Genomic DNA, 17,551 nt, shown 5'->3' on the forward strand with positions numbered 1-17,551 from the left:
ATATCGATTGAGAGGATTTGAATGACTGACAAAATGCAAAGTTTAGCTTTAGCCCCTGTTGGCAACCTGGATTCCTACATCCGGGCAGCTAACGCGTGGCCGATGTTGTCGGCTGACGAGGAGCGGGCGCTGGCTGAAAAGCTGCATTACCATGGCGATCTGGAAGCAGCTAAAACGCTGATCCTGTCTCACCTGCGGTTTGTTGTTCATATTGCTCGTAATTATGCGGGCTATGGCCTGCCACAGGCGGATTTGATTCAGGAAGGTAACATCGGCCTGATGAAAGCAGTGCGCCGTTTTAACCCGGAAGTGGGTGTGCGCCTGGTCTCCTTCGCCGTTCACTGGATCAAAGCAGAGATCCACGAATACGTTCTGCGTAACTGGCGTATCGTTAAAGTTGCGACCACCAAAGCGCAACGCAAACTGTTCTTCAACCTGCGTAAAACCAAGCAGCGTCTGGGCTGGTTTAACCAGGACGAAGTCGAAATGGTGGCCCGTGAACTGGGCGTAACCAGCAAAGACGTGCGTGAGATGGAGTCGCGTATGGCAGCGCAGGACATGACCTTTGACCTGTCTTCCGACGACGATTCCGATAGCCAGCCGATGGCTCCGGTGCTCTATCTGCAGGATAAATCATCCAACTTTGCCGACGGTATTGAAGATGATAACTGGGAAGAGCAGGCGGCAAACCGACTGACCGACGCGATGCAGGGTCTGGACGAACGTAGCCAGGACATCATCCGCGCGCGCTGGCTGGACGAAGACAACAAGTCCACGTTGCAGGAACTGGCTGACCGTTACGGTGTTTCCGCTGAGCGTGTGCGCCAGCTGGAAAAGAACGCGATGAAAAAACTTCGCGCCGCCATTGAAGCGTAACTGCACAGCGCGTTAAGTTGCCACAGATAACCCCTGGATTTGAGTCCGGGGGTTTTTGTTTGCGCTATCTTGCAGGACAAGAGATACATCCGGCATTTGTCCTTTACAGGAAATTATAGCCTTTCAACATATCCTTGATGTCTTCAACGATTGCGTCGTTTGGCATATGAATTGGTCTACGGGTAATACCTGCCTTCACGCCCATCAGGTTTAATGCTTCTTTCATTACTGCAGGCGCGGTCATTTTCTTGATCGTCATGCGCAGTGCATCCATTTTATTACGCTCTTCTTGCGCCTTATCCAGTTCACCGGCCATGAAGTAGTTATATAAATCGACTTCAATAGTAGGCAGAACATTCGATGTCGCAGCGACAGCAGCCACAGAACCTTCTTTAAATGCATCCAGCATTAACGAGTCAGAGCCGTTTAATACCTTAAAGTTTTTATGTTTAGCGATTTCCAGATACTGTTTCTGGACTTCGAATTTACCGCTACTGTCTTTTATCGCTACGATATTTTTGATATCGGCTAAACGATTTGCCGTTTCGTATTCAATGCTTAATCCTGTCTGGCCCGGCAGGTTATAGAGAATGATGGGCGCTGTTGTGCTGAAGGCAATATCATAATAGTGACGGTATAAATCTTCCTGATTTGGTACCAGATAGTACGGCGTGACAACAGAAATATAATCGGCGCCCGCATCAACTAACCGCTTAGTCAATTCGATGGTTTGTTTTGTGCTGCAGCACCCAGCACCTGCACAAATGGTCACTTCATTACCGACCTCTTCAACGACGGCTTTTGTTAACTCAACTTTTTCGTCATCGGAAAGCAAATGGAATTCACCATTAGTTCCGCAAATGAATAAGCCATGAACACCTTTGTCAACCAACCAGCGCGCCATTTTTTTCGCCGCTGCGATATCCATTTTTTCCGTTTCATCGAAAGGCGTTACCATTGCGGTAATAATTCCTTTAAACTCTTTCATTACTCTTTCTCCAGTTCCTGTAATACATTTTTAATAGAAATTTGCATCGTGTTATGGTCGGCCTCATCGGTAAATGAAGCGGCATGAGGGGTAATAGAGTAATTTTTAAGTTCTGTGAGTTCTTTTGAACGTTCTTTCAGTTCAATATCTTCACTGGCAAAAGCAATTTTTTGATTGCTAAGTGCGGTATATAAACTTTTCTCATCGACCAATCCACCCCTGGCTGTATTGATTAAAATGGCCGAAGATTTCATTTTCTCAAATACAGAGTCGTTAATTATATTGCGAGTGCTGCCCAGTAAAGGTAAATGCAGAGAAATGATATCGCTGTACTGATATATTTCATCAGGTGATTTAAGTTCTATATAGGATGGAACCTTGCTTTTATCAATATGGGGATCATGAGCAGTGATCGTCATTCCCATAGAATGAGCGATATGGGCAACATGTTGACCAATTGCACCAAGTCCAATTAATCCCAGAGTTTTTTGATGTAGCTCATAACCGACAAGCCTGACGTCCTTACCATTTCTTGCCTGATTCTCGATTTCAACATATTTTCGGGAACTGGAGAGCATCATCAGGATTGCCATTTCTGCAACAGAAATAGAGTTGGCATTAAGAGCTTTATGTACAACGATGCCTTTACTGTTTGCGTAATCAACATCTATGTTGTCTAACCCTACGCCATATTTTGAAATAACCTTCAAATTTTTGGCCTGATCAATGACTTCTCTGTCCAGAGGATCGTTTCCGGTGATAATGGCATTTGCGTCTTTAATTTTCTCGATGAGTTCTTCCTTGCTATATCGACCTCCACTATTGTTACATTCAACGTGATAACCTGCGGATTTTAATTGATCAATATAGACCTTGCCTTTACCCACAAAAGGCCGGGGGGTGATAATTATCTTTTTCATTTTATAAAAGGCCAAAGAAAGAAAATGCCAGACTCAAAACGAGAATAGTGACCAGAATACGTAAGAAATGTGGACCACATTTTTGTATGTAAAAATAAATACCCAACACGGCAATAAGCGGCAACATGTTAGGGACAATTTTATCTAACATATCCTGTAAGACGATGGTATTGCCACCGCCGGTTGTAATGTGCAATGGCGTCTTAATTTTTACATACGTTGCTGAAAGCGCCCCCATCATCAACAGCCCGAACATTCCAGCACCTTCAATGATTCGATGTATGCTCCCGGAATGCAAAATTTCCAGAATTGATTCTTTCCCTTTTTTATAGCCGATATTAAGTGCAAATCGGCTGGCGAAGAACATATAACTAACCTGGTAAATCAGGGGGAGAAGTGCGGCAATAACATATCCCTGAATAACAAACGGGATACAGACACCAATAACAATGGGGCGCAATGTACCAAAGTCTAACGTGTCACCAATACCCGATACAGGCCCCATAAGACCGGTTTTTAAACCCGTAACAAGTTGTGTTGTTGATTCACGTTGTTCTTCTGATTCCTGGGCGGCTTTTTCCTCCAGCGCAATACTAATACCAGCAATAACCGAGCCCCAGTTAGCCTGTGTGTTGAACATGGTTAAATGGCGCTGTAAGGCTTTGGCGAGATCTTTTTCATCCGGGTATAGCTTCGCCAATACGCCGGTCATAGCATTGCAAAATGCCAGTGCTTGTAAACGTTCAAAGTTCAACGATGTTTCAGAGAACGCGTGCCATTTTAGCCAAACAATCTGAACATCTCTTTTCGTAATAGGGGAGGATTCTGAGTATCCTGACTCAATTATATTATCCATTTTTAGTTCCTTTTGCATTTTGTGACTGCATATATAAGAGGACGGCACAGAGTCCAAAAATAGAGATGCCAATGGTATTCAAGCCTGAATAGGTCACGAGGAAAAAGCCAATAATGAACAGAGGGATGTATTGTTTCTTACCGATAACAATGATGGTTATCGCAAAACCGAGTGCGGGCAAAATATTACCGGCAATTGCCAGGCCATTGGTCGACCAGGCGGGAAGCAGGTTTACAAAAGAGGCAATGGCATCCGGGCCATACAGGCAGGCGATGAATACCGGTACAAAACGCATCGGAAAGGCTAACAGGAGAGGATATATTGTGGCTGCGCGTTGGATGCCTTTGATATCTCCTTTTTCTGCGTAGCGATCAGCCATGTGGACAAATGTGGTATTCAGTGTTTTACGCACGTTTTCCAGAACCACGCCGAGCAATCCCAGTGGAATAGCCAAAGAGATAGCAATTTCTGGTTTAATACCTGCGGTAAGTGCAATTGGGATTGCTATACACGAGGCCAGGCCTTCATCTGCAGGAGGGTTTCCACCCGGGGCAATACTCCCGATATAGATCATCTGTAAGGTGGCCCCAACAGATAAAGCGGTTGGCATATCATTAAAGATTAGCCCCATTATAGGTGCTATCGATAATGGCATACGCATAATAGAAAAACCGTACCATACTTTTGCTTGGGATATCCAATATACCAGAGCAATAATTGCTGCTGTAAAAATAGACATAAGTTCCTCTCCTTAATTAAGGTAACTTATTTTTGATTTTTTGTAGGCTGGCAGGATCTTCTTCAGGAATAGTTTGGAAATAAACTTTAATATTCTTATCTTCAATGATTTGAAGTTTGTCGGCATCTTCGTGATTGAGTGATATTTGGTTGAAAACTATTTTTCTCCCTGGCGTATTTTCAACACCACCGACTTGTAATTCCTCTAACATCAAACCACCTTGTATGGTTTTTAATGCAGAATCGATCGATTTGAAAAGAATTAGTAATTTACCTTCGTAGAAACTATTGCTGTTCCAGCGTTGTAACGTATCTTCAATGGAGGTCATTATGACTTCAACACCACTTGGCGCTGCCATCTTATAGACTTCAGCCAGGAAAGGATCGCGTGACAAGGGATCATCAATAACAATTATTTTATTGGCATCACTCCTTTTTAGCCATTTTGTTATGACTTGTCCATGAATTAAACGGTAATCAATACGGGCATGTACTATACTCATGGTTTATCATCCTTTATTAAAATAATAAGTTTGAATCATCTCTTTACCAGCATCATGTACATGCTGAATATATTCATCAAAGGACAGTTCTTCGTCAGAATCCTGTAGCATGTTGGCTTCAATTAACATTGCCAGATTGACACCGCTGATGCAGCGAATGGGAAATTCTCGGGAAAGAAGGTAGGCGATATTTGAAGGTGTACCGCCATAAATATCCGTAAATATGATTGTTTCTACATCAGGATTGAGTATGGCTTTTACTTGTTGCATAAGTGTTTCAGGTGACATCCCCGGCATCAGAGAAATAGCTGTGGTATGCGGTGTTTTACCTACAATCATTTCGCTGCTGGCGAGTAAAGCATTCCCTGCCTCACCGTGTGTCAGAATTATAATATTGAACTGATTCAAATGATAAATTCCTTTTAATATATACAGAGGTCAGATAAGAGATAATATTCAATATATGAATGTTTTTAGCTTTCCGAAAAGTAGTCTTTGGTCTGTGATTTATATTATTTTTTCTTTGGCGATAATGTTAGCAAGATCACAGTTGATAGCATTAGCGAAAATTGCTAATAAATTGTTTGTAATAAAAAACAGGGCTTATAACGTGTTATACATCATAATTAATGATAATTTAATGTTTTTATATTTATTTAGCAAATGAGTTCCCGTGAACCAAAAATACGTCGAATAAATAAATCAACACTTATGATTTATAAAAATTATATATAAGAAAGAGAACGTACTACGCTTAAAGAAGATAGATTTTATGCTAATTATCTATATTTAAAGCTTGTTTTAAATTTCAGGATAGGAAAAGGGATATGCTCAATCTGGAAAAAACACAATTGAGCTATAGCCGTTTCTACTAATAAATTAAATGCTATAGAGCAACATTCGGGGAGGTTATGGGTATGAGGAATATTTGAAACCAGACGACATGTCAGGGAAAAATGTTCAAGGGAGGTCCATTCCAAAACTGAGTACAGGCCAGTTATCAGCAATGTTTATTGCCGTTATTTTGTTTATTTGATTGCGGGAATTGTGATGTATTTTGCTCGGTAAGCTTTATCGTGTTCAGGTTTGAGGTATGCGTGATAGCATCATCATTTGATGTACCAGGCTATTTTTGCAGTAACGCTTGTTTAGGCGAATTTCTTCTTGTGGCAAACGCCAACCTTCCCGCAGATTGTTAATAAACTGTCAAAATAGCTATTCCAATATCATAAAAATGGGGTATGTTTTAGCAGAGTATGCTGCTAAAGCACGGGTAGTCATGCATAAAACGAAATAAAGTGCTGAATCACAACACCACAACACACGTAATAACCAGAAGAATGGGGATTCTCAGGATGAATATAAAGGGTAAAGCGTTACTGGCAGGATGTATCGCGCTGGCATTCAGCAATATGGCTCTGGCGGAAGATATTAAAGTTGCGGTCGTGGGCGCGATGTCTGGTCCGGTGGCCCAGTACGGTGACCAGGAGTTTACTGGCGCAGAGCGGGCGGTAGCGGATATCAACGCCAAAGGCGGCATTAAAGGCAACAAACTGCAAATCGTAAAATATGATGATGCCTGTGACCCGAAACAGGCGGTCGCCGTGGCGAACAAAGTGGTTAACGACGGCATTAAATATGTCATTGGTCACCTCTGTTCTTCATCAACACAGCCAGCGTCTGATATCTACGAAGACGAAGGCATTTTAATGATCACCCCAGCGGCAACCGCACCAGAGCTGACCGCGCGTGGCTATAAGTTGATTATGCGCACCACTGGCCTGGACTCTGACCAGGGACCAACGGCGGCGAAATATATTCTTGAGAAAGTGAAACCGCAGCGTATTGCTATCGTTCACGATAAGCAGCAGTACGGCGAAGGTCTGGCGCGAGCGGTGCAGGACGGCCTGAAGAAAGGCAATGCTAACGTGGTGTTCTTTGATGGTATCACCGCCGGGGAAAAAGATTTCTCAACGCTGGTGGCGCGTCTGAAAAAAGAGAATATCGACTTCGTTTACTACGGCGGTTATCACCCGGAAATGGGGCAAATCCTGCGTCAGGCACGCGCGGCAGGGCTGAAAACTCAGTTTATGGGGCCGGAAGGTGTGGCTAACGTTTCGCTGTCTAACATTGCGGGCGAATCAGCGGAAGGGCTGCTGGTGACCAAGCCGAAGAACTACGATCAGGTTCCGGCGAACAAACCCATTGTTGACGCCATCAAAGCGAAAAAACAGGACCCAAGCGGCGCATTCGTTTGGACCACCTACGCCGCGCTGCAATCTTTGCAGGCGGGCCTGAATCAGTCTGACGATCCGGCGGAGATCGCGAAATACCTGAAAGCGAACTCGGTGGATACCGTGATGGGGCCGCTGACGTGGGATGAGAAAGGCGATCTGAAAGGCTTTGAGTTCGGCGTATTTGACTGGCACGCCAACGGCACGGCGACTGATGCGAAGTAATCATTAATCGGCAACTTTGGGTTGCCGCCAAATTGCTAATATCGAGTACGTTGCTTCATGCCGGATGCGGCGTAAACGCCTTATCCGGCCTACAAGAACCAAAGAAATCAGTAAATTGCAACACACATTGTAGGCCTGATAAGCGTAGCGCATCAGGCAATTTCTCGTTGGTCATCACTTTTGAAATTAAACTTGACGATTAACGCTTCTCCCAGCCGTCCTGTTGTGCCGTAAATCCCAGTGCCTGCATAAACGCCGTCATCACACCGCGATCTTCCACGCCTGCATCCGCCATCCACCAGCATGAAACGCCAGGATTGTTACGCAAAACCTCTTCCAGCAGATATTGCCCCACACCGCGACGTCGGGTGACTTCCCGCACGCGCAGGGAATCCAGTGCTCCCTCGGTGCCGCTTAAGGTTACCCGTACGGCAGCGAGCAGGCGCTCGTTAAAACGCGCGGCGTAGATACGGTGGTTATAGTCAACCTGTAAAGAGGAAGGGGAATACTCCGGCCAGATCTTTTGCAGGTCAATCCGGTCCTGGTCGCTAAAGTTTTCTAATCGAATGATGGTCAGCTTCATGGGTAACCCGTGTAAATCACAAAAGTGGAACCAGTGTAGCGAAATAATTTAATCGGAGGCTTTCTCTTTTTTATTTCTTTTGGCAGGTGATTAATTTTTTTTCAGCAATAATTACAAAGTTAAAACATTAGAGAATGAAAAATGTTCAGCATAATCCCCTGAATGGTAGTGAATTATTCCGCCCTTTGTACCGTTATTTTATGCTGACAACGGCGCTTTTTTCTGTTTATCTATCAATAAATTCAGAATATTATCTGTTCTTAATCGACTGAAAAATAGGGATTTTAATCGCTATTATCACAAAATACTGCGCTAAACCCTTAATCAGACAGGCAAAAACAGTGCAGTATAAAAAAAGAACAGTCTGATTTGTTAACACATAAAAACAAAGCAACACAACATTACGAGTGGGGATTTTGAATAATGAAACGGAATGCGAAAACTATCATCGCAGGGATGATTGCACTGGCAATATCACACACCGCTTTAGCCGACGATATTAAAGTTGCCGTTGTCGGCGCGATGTCCGGCCCGGTTGCCCAGTGGGGCGATATGGAATTTAACGGCGCGCGTCAGGCAATCAAAGACATCAATGCCAAAGGGGGAATTAAAGGCGATAAGCTGGTTGGCGTGGAATATGACGACGCCTGCGACCCGAAACAGGCCGTTGCGGTCGCCAACAAAATCGTTAACGACGGCATTAAATACGTTATTGGTCATCTGTGTTCTTCTTCTACCCAACCTGCGTCAGATATCTATGAAGACGAAGGTATTCTGATGATCTCGCCGGGAGCGACCAATCCGGAGCTGACCCAACGCGGTTATCAACACATCATGCGTACTGCCGGGCTGGACTCTTCCCAGGGGCCAACGGCGGCAAAATACATTCTTGAGACGGTGAAGCCCCAGCGCATCGCCATCATTCACGACAAACAACAGTATGGCGAAGGGCTGGCACGTTCGGTGCAGGACAGTCTGAAAGCGGCTAATGCCAACGTCGTTTTCTTCGACGGCATTACCGCTGGCGAGAAAGATTTCTCTGCGCTGATTGCCCGCCTGAAAAAAGAAAACATCGACTTCGTTTACTACGGCGGTTACTACCCGGAAATGGGGCAGATGCTGCGTCAGGCCCGTTCCGTCGGCCTGAAAACTCAGTTTATGGGGCCGGAAGGTGTGGGTAATGCGTCGCTGTCGAATATTGCCGGTGATGCCGCTGAAGGCATGTTGGTCACCATGCCAAAACGCTATGACCAGGATCCGGCAAACCAGGGCATCGTTGATGCGCTGAAAGCAGACAAGAAAGATCCATCCGGGCCATATGTCTGGATCACCTACGCGGCGGTGCAATCTCTGGCAACTGCCCTTGAGCGTATCGGCAGCGATGAGCCGCTGGCGCTGGTGAAAGATTTAAAAGCTAACGGTGCAAACACCGTGATTGGGCCGCTGAACTGGGATGAAAAAGGCGATCTTAAGGGATTTGATTTTGGTGTCTTCCAGTGGCACGCCGACGGTTCATCCACGGCAGCCAAGTGATCATCCCACCGCCCGTAAAATGCGGGCGGGTTTAGAAAGGTTACCTTATGTCTGAGCAGTTTTTATATTTCTTGCAGCAGATGTTTAACGGCGTCACGCTGGGCAGTACTTACGCGCTGATTGCCATCGGCTACACAATGGTTTACGGCATTATCGGCATGATCAACTTCGCCCACGGCGAGGTTTATATGATTGGCAGCTACGTCTCATTTATGATCATCGCCGCGCTGATGATGATGGGCATTGATACCGGCTGGCTGCTGGTGGCGGCGGGATTCGTCGGCGCAATCATCATTGCTAGCGCCTACGGCTGGAGTATCGAACGGGTGGCCTATCGCCCGGTGCGCAACTCTAAGCGCCTGATTGCGCTCATCTCTGCAATCGGTATGTCCATCTTCCTGCAAAACTACGTCAGCCTGACCGAAGGTTCGCGCGACGTGGCGCTGCCCAGCCTGTTTAACGGGCAGTGGGTGGTGGGCCATAGCGAAAACTTCTCTGCCTCTATTACTACCATGCAGGCGGTTATCTGGATTGTCACCTTCCTCGCCATGCTGGCGCTGACGATTTTCATTCGCTATTCCCGCATGGGTCGCGCGTGTCGTGCCTGCGCGGAAGATCTGAAAATGGCGAGTCTGCTTGGCATTAACACCGACCGGGTGATTGCGCTGACCTTTGTGATTGGCGCGGCAATGGCGGCGGTGGCGGGTGTGCTGCTCGGTCAGTTCTACGGCGTAATTAACCCCTACATCGGCTTTATGGCCGGGATGAAAGCCTTTACTGCTGCGGTGCTCGGTGGGATTGGCAGTATTCCGGGGGCGATGATTGGCGGGCTGATTCTGGGGATTGCGGAGGCGCTCTCTTCTGCCTATCTGAGTACGGAATATAAAGATGTAGTCTCATTCGCCCTGCTGATTCTGGTGTTGCTGGTGATGCCGACCGGTATTCTGGGTCGCCCGGAGGTAGAGAAAGTATGAAACCGATGCATATTGCAATGGCGCTGCTTTCTGCCGCGATGTTCTTTATCCTCGCTGGCGTCTTTATGGGCGTGCAGCTGGAGCTGGACGGCACCAAACTGGTGGTCGACACGGCTTCGGATGTCCGTTGGGAGTGGGTGTTTATCGGCACGGCGGTGGTCTTTTTCTTCCAGCTTTTGCGACCTGCTTTCCAGAAAGGGCTAAAAAGCGTTTCCGGACCGAAGTTTATCCTGCCAGCGATTGATGGCTCCACGGTGAAGCAAAAGCTGTTCCTCGTGGCGCTGCTGGTGCTTGCGGTTGCGTGGCCGTTTATGGTCTCGCGAGGGACGGTGGATATCGCCACCCTGACCATGATCTACATTATCCTCGGCCTCGGGCTGAACGTGGTGGTGGGGCTTTCTGGTCTGCTGGTGCTGGGGTACGGCGGCTTTTACGCCATCGGCGCCTACACCTTTGCACTGCTCAATCACTATTACGGTCTTGGGTTCTGGACCTGTCTGCCGATTGCCGGGTTAATGGCAGCGGCGGCGGGCTTCCTGCTCGGCTTCCCAGTGTTGCGTTTACGTGGCGACTATCTGGCGATCGTTACCCTCGGTTTCGGCGAAATTGTGCGCATATTGCTGCTCAATAACACTGAAATCACCGGTGGCCCGAACGGAATTAGTCAGATCCCGAAACCGACTTTCTTCGGCCTCGAGTTCAGCCGTACCGCCCGCGAAGGCGGCTGGGACACGTTCAGTAATTTCTTTGGCCTGAAATACGATCCCTCCGATCGCGTCATTTTCCTCTACCTGGTAGCGTTGCTTTTGGTGGTGTTTTCTTTATTCGTCATTAACCGCTTACTGCGGATGCCGCTGGGCCGCGCGTGGGAAGCGTTGCGTGAAGACGAGATCGCCTGCCGTTCGCTGGGCTTAAGCCCGCGTCGTATCAAGCTGACCGCCTTTACCATCAGCGCCGCGTTTGCCGGTTTTGCCGGAACGCTGTTCGCGGCGCGTCAGGGCTTTGTCAGCCCGGAATCCTTCACCTTTGCCGAATCGGCGTTTGTGCTGGCGATAGTGGTGCTCGGCGGTATGGGCTCGCAATTTGCAGTGATTCTGGCGGCAGTTCTGCTGGTGGTGTCGCGCGAGTTGATGCGTGATTTCAACGAATACAGCATGTTAATGCTCGGTGGTTTGATGGTGCTGATGATGATCTGGCGTCCGCAGGGCTTGCTGCCCATGACGCGCCCGCAACTGAAGCTGAAAAACGGCGCAGCGAAAGGAGAGCAGGCATGAGTCAGCCATTATTATCTGTTAACGGCCTGATGATGCGCTTCGGCGGCCTGCTGGCGGTGAACAACGTCAATCTTGAACTGTACCCGCAGGAGATCGTCTCGTTAATCGGCCCTAACGGTGCCGGAAAAACCACGGTCTTCAACTGCCTGACCGGATTCTACAAACCCACTGGCGGCACCATTTTACTGCGCGATCAGCATCTTGAAGGTTTACCGGGGCAGCAAATTGCCCGCATGGGCGTGGTGCGCACCTTCCAGCATGTGCGTCTGTTCCGTGAAATGACGGTAATTGAAAACCTGCTGGTGGCGCAGCATCAGCAACTGAAAACCGGGCTGTTCTCTGGCCTGTTGAAAACGCCGTCTTTCCGTCGCGCCCAGAGCGAAGCGCTCGACCGCGCCGCGACCTGGCTTGAGCGTATTGGTTTGCTGGAACATGCCAACCGTCAGGCGAGTAACCTGGCCTATGGTGACCAGCGCCGTCTGGAGATTGCCCGCTGTATGGTGACGCAGCCGGAGATTTTAATGCTCGACGAACCGGCAGCAGGTCTTAACCCGAAAGAGACGAAAGAGCTGGATGAGCTGATTGCCGAACTGCGTAACCATCACAACACCACTATCTTGTTGATTGAACATGATATGAAGCTGGTGATGGGGATTTCAGACAGAATTTACGTGGTCAATCAGGGGACGCCGCTGGCAAACGGTACACCGGAGCAGATCCGTAATAACCCGGACGTGATCCGTGCCTATTTAGGTGAGGCATAAGATGGAAAAAGTCATGTTGTCCTTTGACAAAGTCAGCGCCCACTACGGCAAAATCCAGGCGCTGCATGAGGTGAGCCTGCATATCAATCAGGGCGAGATTGTCACCCTTATTGGCGCGAACGGGGCGGGGAAAACCACCTTGCTCGGCACATTATGCGGCGACCCGCGCGCCACCAGTGGGCGAATTGTGTTTGATGATAAAGACATTACCGACTGGCAGACGGCGAAAATCATGCGCGAAGCGGTAGCGATTGTTCCGGAAGGGCGTCGCGTCTTCTCGCGGATGACGGTGGAAGAGAACCTGGCGATGGGCGGCTTTTTTGCTGAACGCGACCAGTTCCAGGAGCGCATAAAGTGGGTCTATGAACTTTTTCCGCGTCTGCATGAGCGCCGTGTTCAGCGGGCGGGCACCATGTCCGGCGGTGAACAGCAGATGCTGGCGATTGGTCGCGCGCTGATGAGCAACCCGCGTTTGTTGTTGCTTGATGAGCCATCGCTCGGTCTTGCGCCGATTATCATCCAGCAAATTTTCGACACCATCGAGCAGCTGCGCGAGCAGGGGATGACTATCTTCCTTGTCGAGCAGAACGCCAACCAGGCGCTGAAGCTTGCTGATCGGGGCTACGTGCTGGAAAACGGCCATGTGGTGCTCTCCGATACCGGCGATGCGCTACTGGCGAACGAAGCGGTGAGAAGTGCGTATTTAGGCGGGTAAATTATCAATAACCCGGCTGCTAAGTTCTGCCGGGTTCTTCGTCCGTTTACAGACTTGTTTCGACTGACCGGGAGGATTAAAACCAGACCACTTATTTGCCACGGAAAGGTTCCCTCCCATGCATTATGCCGTTGTCGTCATGCTTGAACTGCTTTGCTGTATTCACGCGTATCGCTCCGGACAAGAGCGGTATTGGATTTTTATCATCTTCTGTTTTCCGGTGATTGGTTGCGTGGCGTATTTTGTCATGGTGATGCTGCCAGAAACGGGCGCTGACCGTCACGGACGTACTTTGCTGATGCGTCTGCAGGACAAAATCAGCCCGGAACGCCACCTGCACAAATTAACCGAAGAGCTGGCGATTGCGAAGACCAATCAAAACCATTATGCGTTGGCTAATGAACTGGCGCGCCTTGGGCGTTATCACGAAGCCGTTCCCCATTATCAGCAGGCGTTAAGCGGGATATTCGTCCATGAAGCGGCAATGATGTTGAGCCTGGCGCAGGCACAATTTGCCATCCAGGAGTTCGCCGCCTGTCAGCAGACGCTGGAAGATGTGATGCGTTATAACCCTGATTTTCAGTCGGCAGACGGGCACTTGTTATTCGCCAGAACCTTAGCCGCTCAGGAAAAATACGCTGATGCGGAAAGTGAGTTTGACGTGTTGGTTTCTTATTACCCTGGCCCGCAGGCGCGTATTTACTATGCGGAAATGCTGGCGAAAATGAGTCGGTTACGTGAAGCCAACGAGCAGTATGTTGCTGTAGTTGATACGGCTAAACGCTCAAGACCTCATTATAGAAAACACCACCGGGAATGGATTAAGACCGCCAATGAACGGTTGAAGCAGAGTGTGGTGCGATGAAAATCTTCTTTGCCGTTAGACCAGTGTAGCGGCAATCTATTGTTAAAATTGAAAAATGTACTTCTCAACGGGCAGCAAAACTGGATGCAGAATTTGCTGCCATTTTTGCTCTTCATGGTAAGGCGTTCTGGCGATTAGCTGGTCGTTAATCGCCTCTTTTCAGTGCATTCTCGGGATATCCGTGCCCCATCTCCCATTTTCCCTCACCCACGCCGTCACCGCCTTGTCATCTTTCTGACACCTTACTATCTTAAAAATGTAACAAAAGAGTTGTTTTTCTGTAATTCGAGCATGTCATGTTACCCCGCGAGCATAAAACGCGTGAATTCGCGCATTCGGTACAACAAGAGAGATAAACGATGAAACCGTTACATTATACAGCTTCAGCACTGGCGCTCGGACTGGCGTTAATGGGCAATTCGCAGGCAGTGACAACTATTCCGTTCTGGCATTCTATGGAAGGGGAACTGGGTAAAGAGGTTGATTCTCTGGCTCAACGTTTTAACGCTGAAAACCCGGATTACAAAATTGTACCGACCTATAAAGGCAACTACGAACAGAATTTAAGCGCGGGGATTGCCGCATTCCGTACCGGTAACGCGCCGGCTATTTTGCAGGTTTATGAAGTTGGCACCGCCACCATGATGGCGTCGAAAGCCATTAAACCGGTATATGACGTGTTTAAAGAGGCGGGGATTCAATTCGATGAGTCGCAGTTTGTGCCGACGGTTTCTGGTTACTACTCCGACAGCAAAACGGGCCACTTACTCTCCCAGCCGTTCAACAGCTCGACTCCCGTTCTCTATTACAACAAAGACGCCTTCAAGAAAGCGGGGCTAGACCCGGAACAGCCGCCGAAAACCTGGCAGGATCTGGCTGACTATGCCGCGAAACTGAAAGCGTCCGGCATGAAGTGCGGCTACGCCAGCGGCTGGCAGGGCTGGATCCAACTGGAAAACTTTAGCGCCTGGAACGGTCTGCCGTTTGCCAGCAAAAACAACGGCTTTGACGGCACGGACGCGGTGCTGGAGTTCAACAAGCCGGAGCAGGTGAAACACATTGCCATGCTCGAGGAGATGAACAAGAAGGGCGACTTCAGCTACGTCGGTCGTAAGGATGAATCCACCGAGAAGTTCTATAACGGTGATTGTGCGATGACCACCGCCTCTTCCGGTTCGCTTGCCAACATTCGCGAGTACGCAAAATTCAACTACGGCGTAGGCATGATGCCTTACGACGCTGACGCGAAAGATGCGCCACAAAACGCCATTATCGGCGGGGCCAGCCTGTGGGTGATGCAGGGCAAAGATAAAGAAACGTATACCGGCGTGGCGAAGTTCCTCGACTTCCTTGCGAAGCCAGAAAACGCTGCCGAGTGGCATCAGAAAACCGGTTATCTGCCAATCACCAAAGCGGCGTATGACCTGACGCGTGAGCAGGGCTTTTACGAGAAAAACCCCGGGGCGGATACCGCGACGCGTCAGATGCTGAACAAGCCGCCGTTGCCGTTCACCAAAGGGCTGCGTCTGGGCAACATGCCGCAGATCCGCGTGATTGTGGATGAAGAGCTGGAGAGCGTGTGGACCGGTAAGAAGACGCCACAGCAGGCGCTGGATACCGCCGTTGAGCGTGGGAATCAGTTGCTGCGCCGCTTTGAGAAATCGACGAAGTCTTAACCAGTGAAATGTCGGGTGCGCTTCGCTTATCCGACCTGCCATCGTGTGTAGGCAGAATAAGCGAAGCGTATCCGGCACAGTTCAGGAATTAACCGTAATGTCATCATCCCGTCCGGTGTTTCGCTCGCGCTGGCTGCCTTATTTGCTGGTCGCGCCGCAGCTCATCATCACCGTTATCTTTTTTATCTGGCCTGCGGGCGAAGCGTTGTGGTACTCGCTACAAAGCGTCGATCCGTTTGGTTTCTCCAGCCAGTTTGTCGGCCTGGATAACTTCGTCACGCTGTTCCATGACAGCTACTATCTCGACTCCTTCTGGACGACGATAAAATTCAGTACCTTTGTCACCGTCAGCGGTTTGCTGGTGTCGCTGTTCTTCGCGGCGCTGGTGGAGTACATCGTGCGCGGCAGCCGTTTCTATCAAACCTTAATGCTGCTGCCGTATGCCGTGGCTCCCGCCGTTGCCGCCGTATTGTGGATCTTCCTGTTTAACCCCGGTCGCGGGCTGATCACTCATTTTCTCGCAGAGTTCGGCTACGACTGGAACCACGCGCAAAACAGCGGTCAGGCGATGTTTCTGGTGGTGTTTGCCTCGGTGTGGAAGCAAATCAGCTACAACTTCCTGTTCTTCTATGCCGCGCTGCAATCCATTCCCCGTTCGTTGATTGAAGCCGCAGCTATTGACGGCGCAGGGCCGATTCGCCGCTTCTTTAAGATTGCGCTGCCGCTTATTGCTCCAGTGAGTTTCTTCCTGCTGGTGGTGAACCTGGTGTATGCCTTCTTCGACACCTTCCCGGTGATCGACGCCGCCACGTCCGGCGGGCCGGTTCAGGCTACCACGACGCTGATTTATAAGATCTACCGCGAAGGCTTTACCGGACTGGATCTGGCTTCGTCTGCCGCGCAGTCGGTAGTGTTGATGTTCCTCGTCATCGTGCTGACGGTGGTGCAGTTCCGCTATGTTGAAAGCAAGGTGCGTTACCAATGATTGAGAACCGTCCGTGGCTGACAATATTCAGCCATACCATGCTGATCCTCGGGATCGCGGTGATCCTCTTCCCACTATACGTGGCGTTTGTCGCGGCGACGCTGGATAAACAAGAAGTCTATGCCGCGCCGATGACGCTAATCCCCGGCACGCATCTGCTGGAAAACATCCACAACATCTGGGTGAACGGGGTAGGCACGAATAGCGCGCCGTTCTGGCGGATGTTGCTTAACAGCTTTGTGATGGCGTTCAGTATTACGCTCGGCAAAATTACCGTCTCGATGCTCTCGGCATTTGCCATTGTCTGGTTTCGTTTTCCGCTACGTAACCTCTTCTTCTGGATGATTTTTATCACTCTGATGTTGCCGGTTGAAGTGCGTATCTTCCCGACGGTGGAAGTCATCGCCAACCTGAAGATGCTCGACAGCTACGCCGGTTTAACGCTGCCGCTGATGGCCTCGGCGACCGCCACGTTTCTTTTCCGCCAGTTCTTTATGACGCTGCCGGATGAACTGGTGGAAGCGGCGCGGATCGACGGCGCGTCGCCAATGCGTTTCTTTTGCGACATCGTTTTTCCGCTGTCAAAAACCAATCTGGCGGCGCTGTTTGTGATCACCTTTATTTACGGCTGGAACCAGTATTTGTGGCCGTTGTTGATTATTACCGACGTTGATCTCGGCACCACCGTGGCAGGGATTAAAGGGATGATCGCCACTGGCGAAGGCACCACGGAATGGAACTCGGTGATGGCGGCGATGTTGTTAACCCTGATCCCACCAGTAGTGATTGTTTTAGTGATGCAGCGTGCCTTTGTGCGCGGCCTGGTCGATAGTGAGAAATAA

18 protein-coding genes are annotated in these 17,551 nt (G+C 49.2%); 11 read left to right on the plus strand and 7 right to left on the minus strand.

Annotated elements, in window-relative coordinates:
* Positions 1 to 21 precede the first annotated feature (21 nt).
* The gene (gene rpoH, locus AACU94_RS22410) at positions 22 to 876 is read left to right on the plus strand and encodes an RNA polymerase sigma factor RpoH (RefSeq protein ID WP_000130217.1); all 855 of its coding nucleotides are present in this window, start codon (positions 22 to 24) and stop codon (positions 874 to 876) included.
* A 103-nt stretch (positions 877 to 979) separates the two neighbouring features.
* Here the strand turns inward: rpoH and dapA are convergent, their stop codons facing one another.
* The 6 genes from dapA to AACU94_RS22440 are packed head-to-tail and all read right to left on the minus strand — an operon-like array spanning position 980 to position 5,289.
* Positions 980 to 1,864, minus strand: coding sequence for a 4-hydroxy-tetrahydrodipicolinate synthase (dapA, locus tag AACU94_RS22415; RefSeq protein WP_135488639.1), 885 nt, complete (start codon positions 1,862 to 1,864; stop codon positions 980 to 982).
* Positions 1,864 to 2,784 carry a phosphoglycerate dehydrogenase gene (locus AACU94_RS22420; protein WP_135488640.1) on the minus strand — a complete coding sequence of 307 codons (921 nt, stop codon included), beginning with the start codon at positions 2,782 to 2,784 and terminating at the stop codon, positions 1,864 to 1,866. The genes dapA and AACU94_RS22420 overlap by 1 nt, the downstream gene beginning before the upstream one ends.
* 1 nt (position 2,785) lies before the next feature.
* Positions 2,786 to 3,640, minus strand: a complete 855-nt coding sequence (locus AACU94_RS22425; RefSeq protein WP_000368745.1) for a PTS system mannose/fructose/sorbose family transporter subunit IID — start codon at positions 3,638 to 3,640, stop codon at positions 2,786 to 2,788.
* Entirely contained in the window at positions 3,633 to 4,379 is a 747-nt protein-coding gene (locus AACU94_RS22430; protein WP_135488641.1) for a PTS mannose/fructose/sorbose/N-acetylgalactosamine transporter subunit IIC, read from the minus strand. The genes AACU94_RS22425 and AACU94_RS22430 overlap by 8 nt, the downstream gene beginning before the upstream one ends.
* 16 nt (positions 4,380 to 4,395) lie before the next feature.
* Positions 4,396 to 4,881, minus strand: coding sequence for a PTS system mannose/fructose/N-acetylgalactosamine-transporter subunit IIB (locus AACU94_RS22435; RefSeq protein WP_000029256.1), 486 nt, complete (start codon positions 4,879 to 4,881; stop codon positions 4,396 to 4,398).
* Between the two features lie 6 nt (positions 4,882 to 4,887).
* Complete coding sequence (locus AACU94_RS22440) at positions 4,888 to 5,289, minus strand: PTS sugar transporter subunit IIA (RefSeq protein WP_135488642.1); 402 nt, start codon at positions 5,287 to 5,289, stop codon at positions 4,888 to 4,890.
* A gap of 947 nt (positions 5,290 to 6,236) precedes the next feature.
* On the opposite strand from AACU94_RS22440, the gene livJ reads away from it, so the two are divergent.
* A complete protein-coding gene (livJ, locus tag AACU94_RS22445; RefSeq protein WP_135488643.1) occupies positions 6,237 to 7,340 on the plus strand; it encodes a branched chain amino acid ABC transporter substrate-binding protein LivJ in 1,104 nt (367 codons plus the stop codon).
* 199 nt (positions 7,341 to 7,539) lie between these two features.
* Here the strand turns inward: livJ and panM are convergent, their stop codons facing one another.
* The gene (gene panM, locus AACU94_RS22450; protein WP_135488644.1) at positions 7,540 to 7,923 is read right to left on the minus strand and encodes an aspartate 1-decarboxylase autocleavage activator PanM; all 384 of its coding nucleotides are present in this window, start codon (positions 7,921 to 7,923) and stop codon (positions 7,540 to 7,542) included.
* Between the two features lie 423 nt (positions 7,924 to 8,346).
* On the opposite strand from panM, the gene livK reads away from it, so the two are divergent.
* The 9 genes from livK (at position 8,347) to ugpE (ending at position 17,551) form a co-directional block, all read left to right on the plus strand.
* Positions 8,347 to 9,456, plus strand: a complete 1,110-nt coding sequence (livK, locus tag AACU94_RS22455; protein WP_130221355.1) for a high-affinity branched-chain amino acid ABC transporter substrate-binding protein LivK — start codon at positions 8,347 to 8,349, stop codon at positions 9,454 to 9,456.
* Positions 9,457 to 9,503: 47 nt separating this feature from the next.
* Positions 9,504 to 10,430, plus strand: coding sequence for a high-affinity branched-chain amino acid ABC transporter permease LivH (gene livH / locus AACU94_RS22460; RefSeq protein WP_130209070.1), 927 nt, complete (start codon positions 9,504 to 9,506; stop codon positions 10,428 to 10,430).
* Positions 10,427 to 11,704, plus strand: coding sequence for a branched chain amino acid ABC transporter permease LivM (gene livM / locus AACU94_RS22465; protein WP_130258724.1), 1,278 nt, complete (start codon positions 10,427 to 10,429; stop codon positions 11,702 to 11,704). The genes livH and livM overlap by 4 nt, the downstream gene beginning before the upstream one ends.
* Entirely contained in the window at positions 11,701 to 12,468 is a 768-nt protein-coding gene (livG, locus tag AACU94_RS22470) for a high-affinity branched-chain amino acid ABC transporter ATP-binding protein LivG (RefSeq protein ID WP_000082101.1), read from the plus strand. Before livM ends, livG begins: the two co-directional genes overlap by 4 nt.
* A 1-nt stretch (position 12,469) precedes the next feature.
* Positions 12,470 to 13,183 (plus strand): high-affinity branched-chain amino acid ABC transporter ATP-binding protein LivF, encoded by a 714-nt coding sequence (gene livF / locus AACU94_RS22475; RefSeq protein WP_000416895.1) that lies wholly within the window; start codon positions 12,470 to 12,472, stop codon positions 13,181 to 13,183.
* A gap of 118 nt (positions 13,184 to 13,301) precedes the next feature.
* Entirely contained in the window at positions 13,302 to 14,048 is a 747-nt protein-coding gene (locus AACU94_RS22480; protein ID WP_135488645.1) for a tetratricopeptide repeat protein, read from the plus strand.
* 359 nt (positions 14,049 to 14,407) lie between these two features.
* Complete coding sequence (ugpB, locus tag AACU94_RS22485) at positions 14,408 to 15,724, plus strand: sn-glycerol-3-phosphate ABC transporter substrate-binding protein UgpB (RefSeq protein WP_135488646.1); 1,317 nt, start codon at positions 14,408 to 14,410, stop codon at positions 15,722 to 15,724.
* A gap of 97 nt (positions 15,725 to 15,821) precedes the next feature.
* Positions 15,822 to 16,709 (plus strand): sn-glycerol-3-phosphate ABC transporter permease UgpA, encoded by an 888-nt coding sequence (ugpA, locus tag AACU94_RS22490; protein ID WP_000099289.1) that lies wholly within the window; start codon positions 15,822 to 15,824, stop codon positions 16,707 to 16,709.
* A complete protein-coding gene (ugpE, locus tag AACU94_RS22495; RefSeq protein ID WP_000572183.1) occupies positions 16,706 to 17,551 on the plus strand; it encodes a sn-glycerol-3-phosphate ABC transporter permease UgpE in 846 nt (281 codons plus the stop codon). Before ugpA ends, ugpE begins: the two co-directional genes overlap by 4 nt.

This window comes from Escherichia sp. E4702 (assembly GCF_963883545.1).
Taxonomy (GTDB): Bacteria; Pseudomonadota; Gammaproteobacteria; order Enterobacterales; family Enterobacteriaceae; genus Escherichia.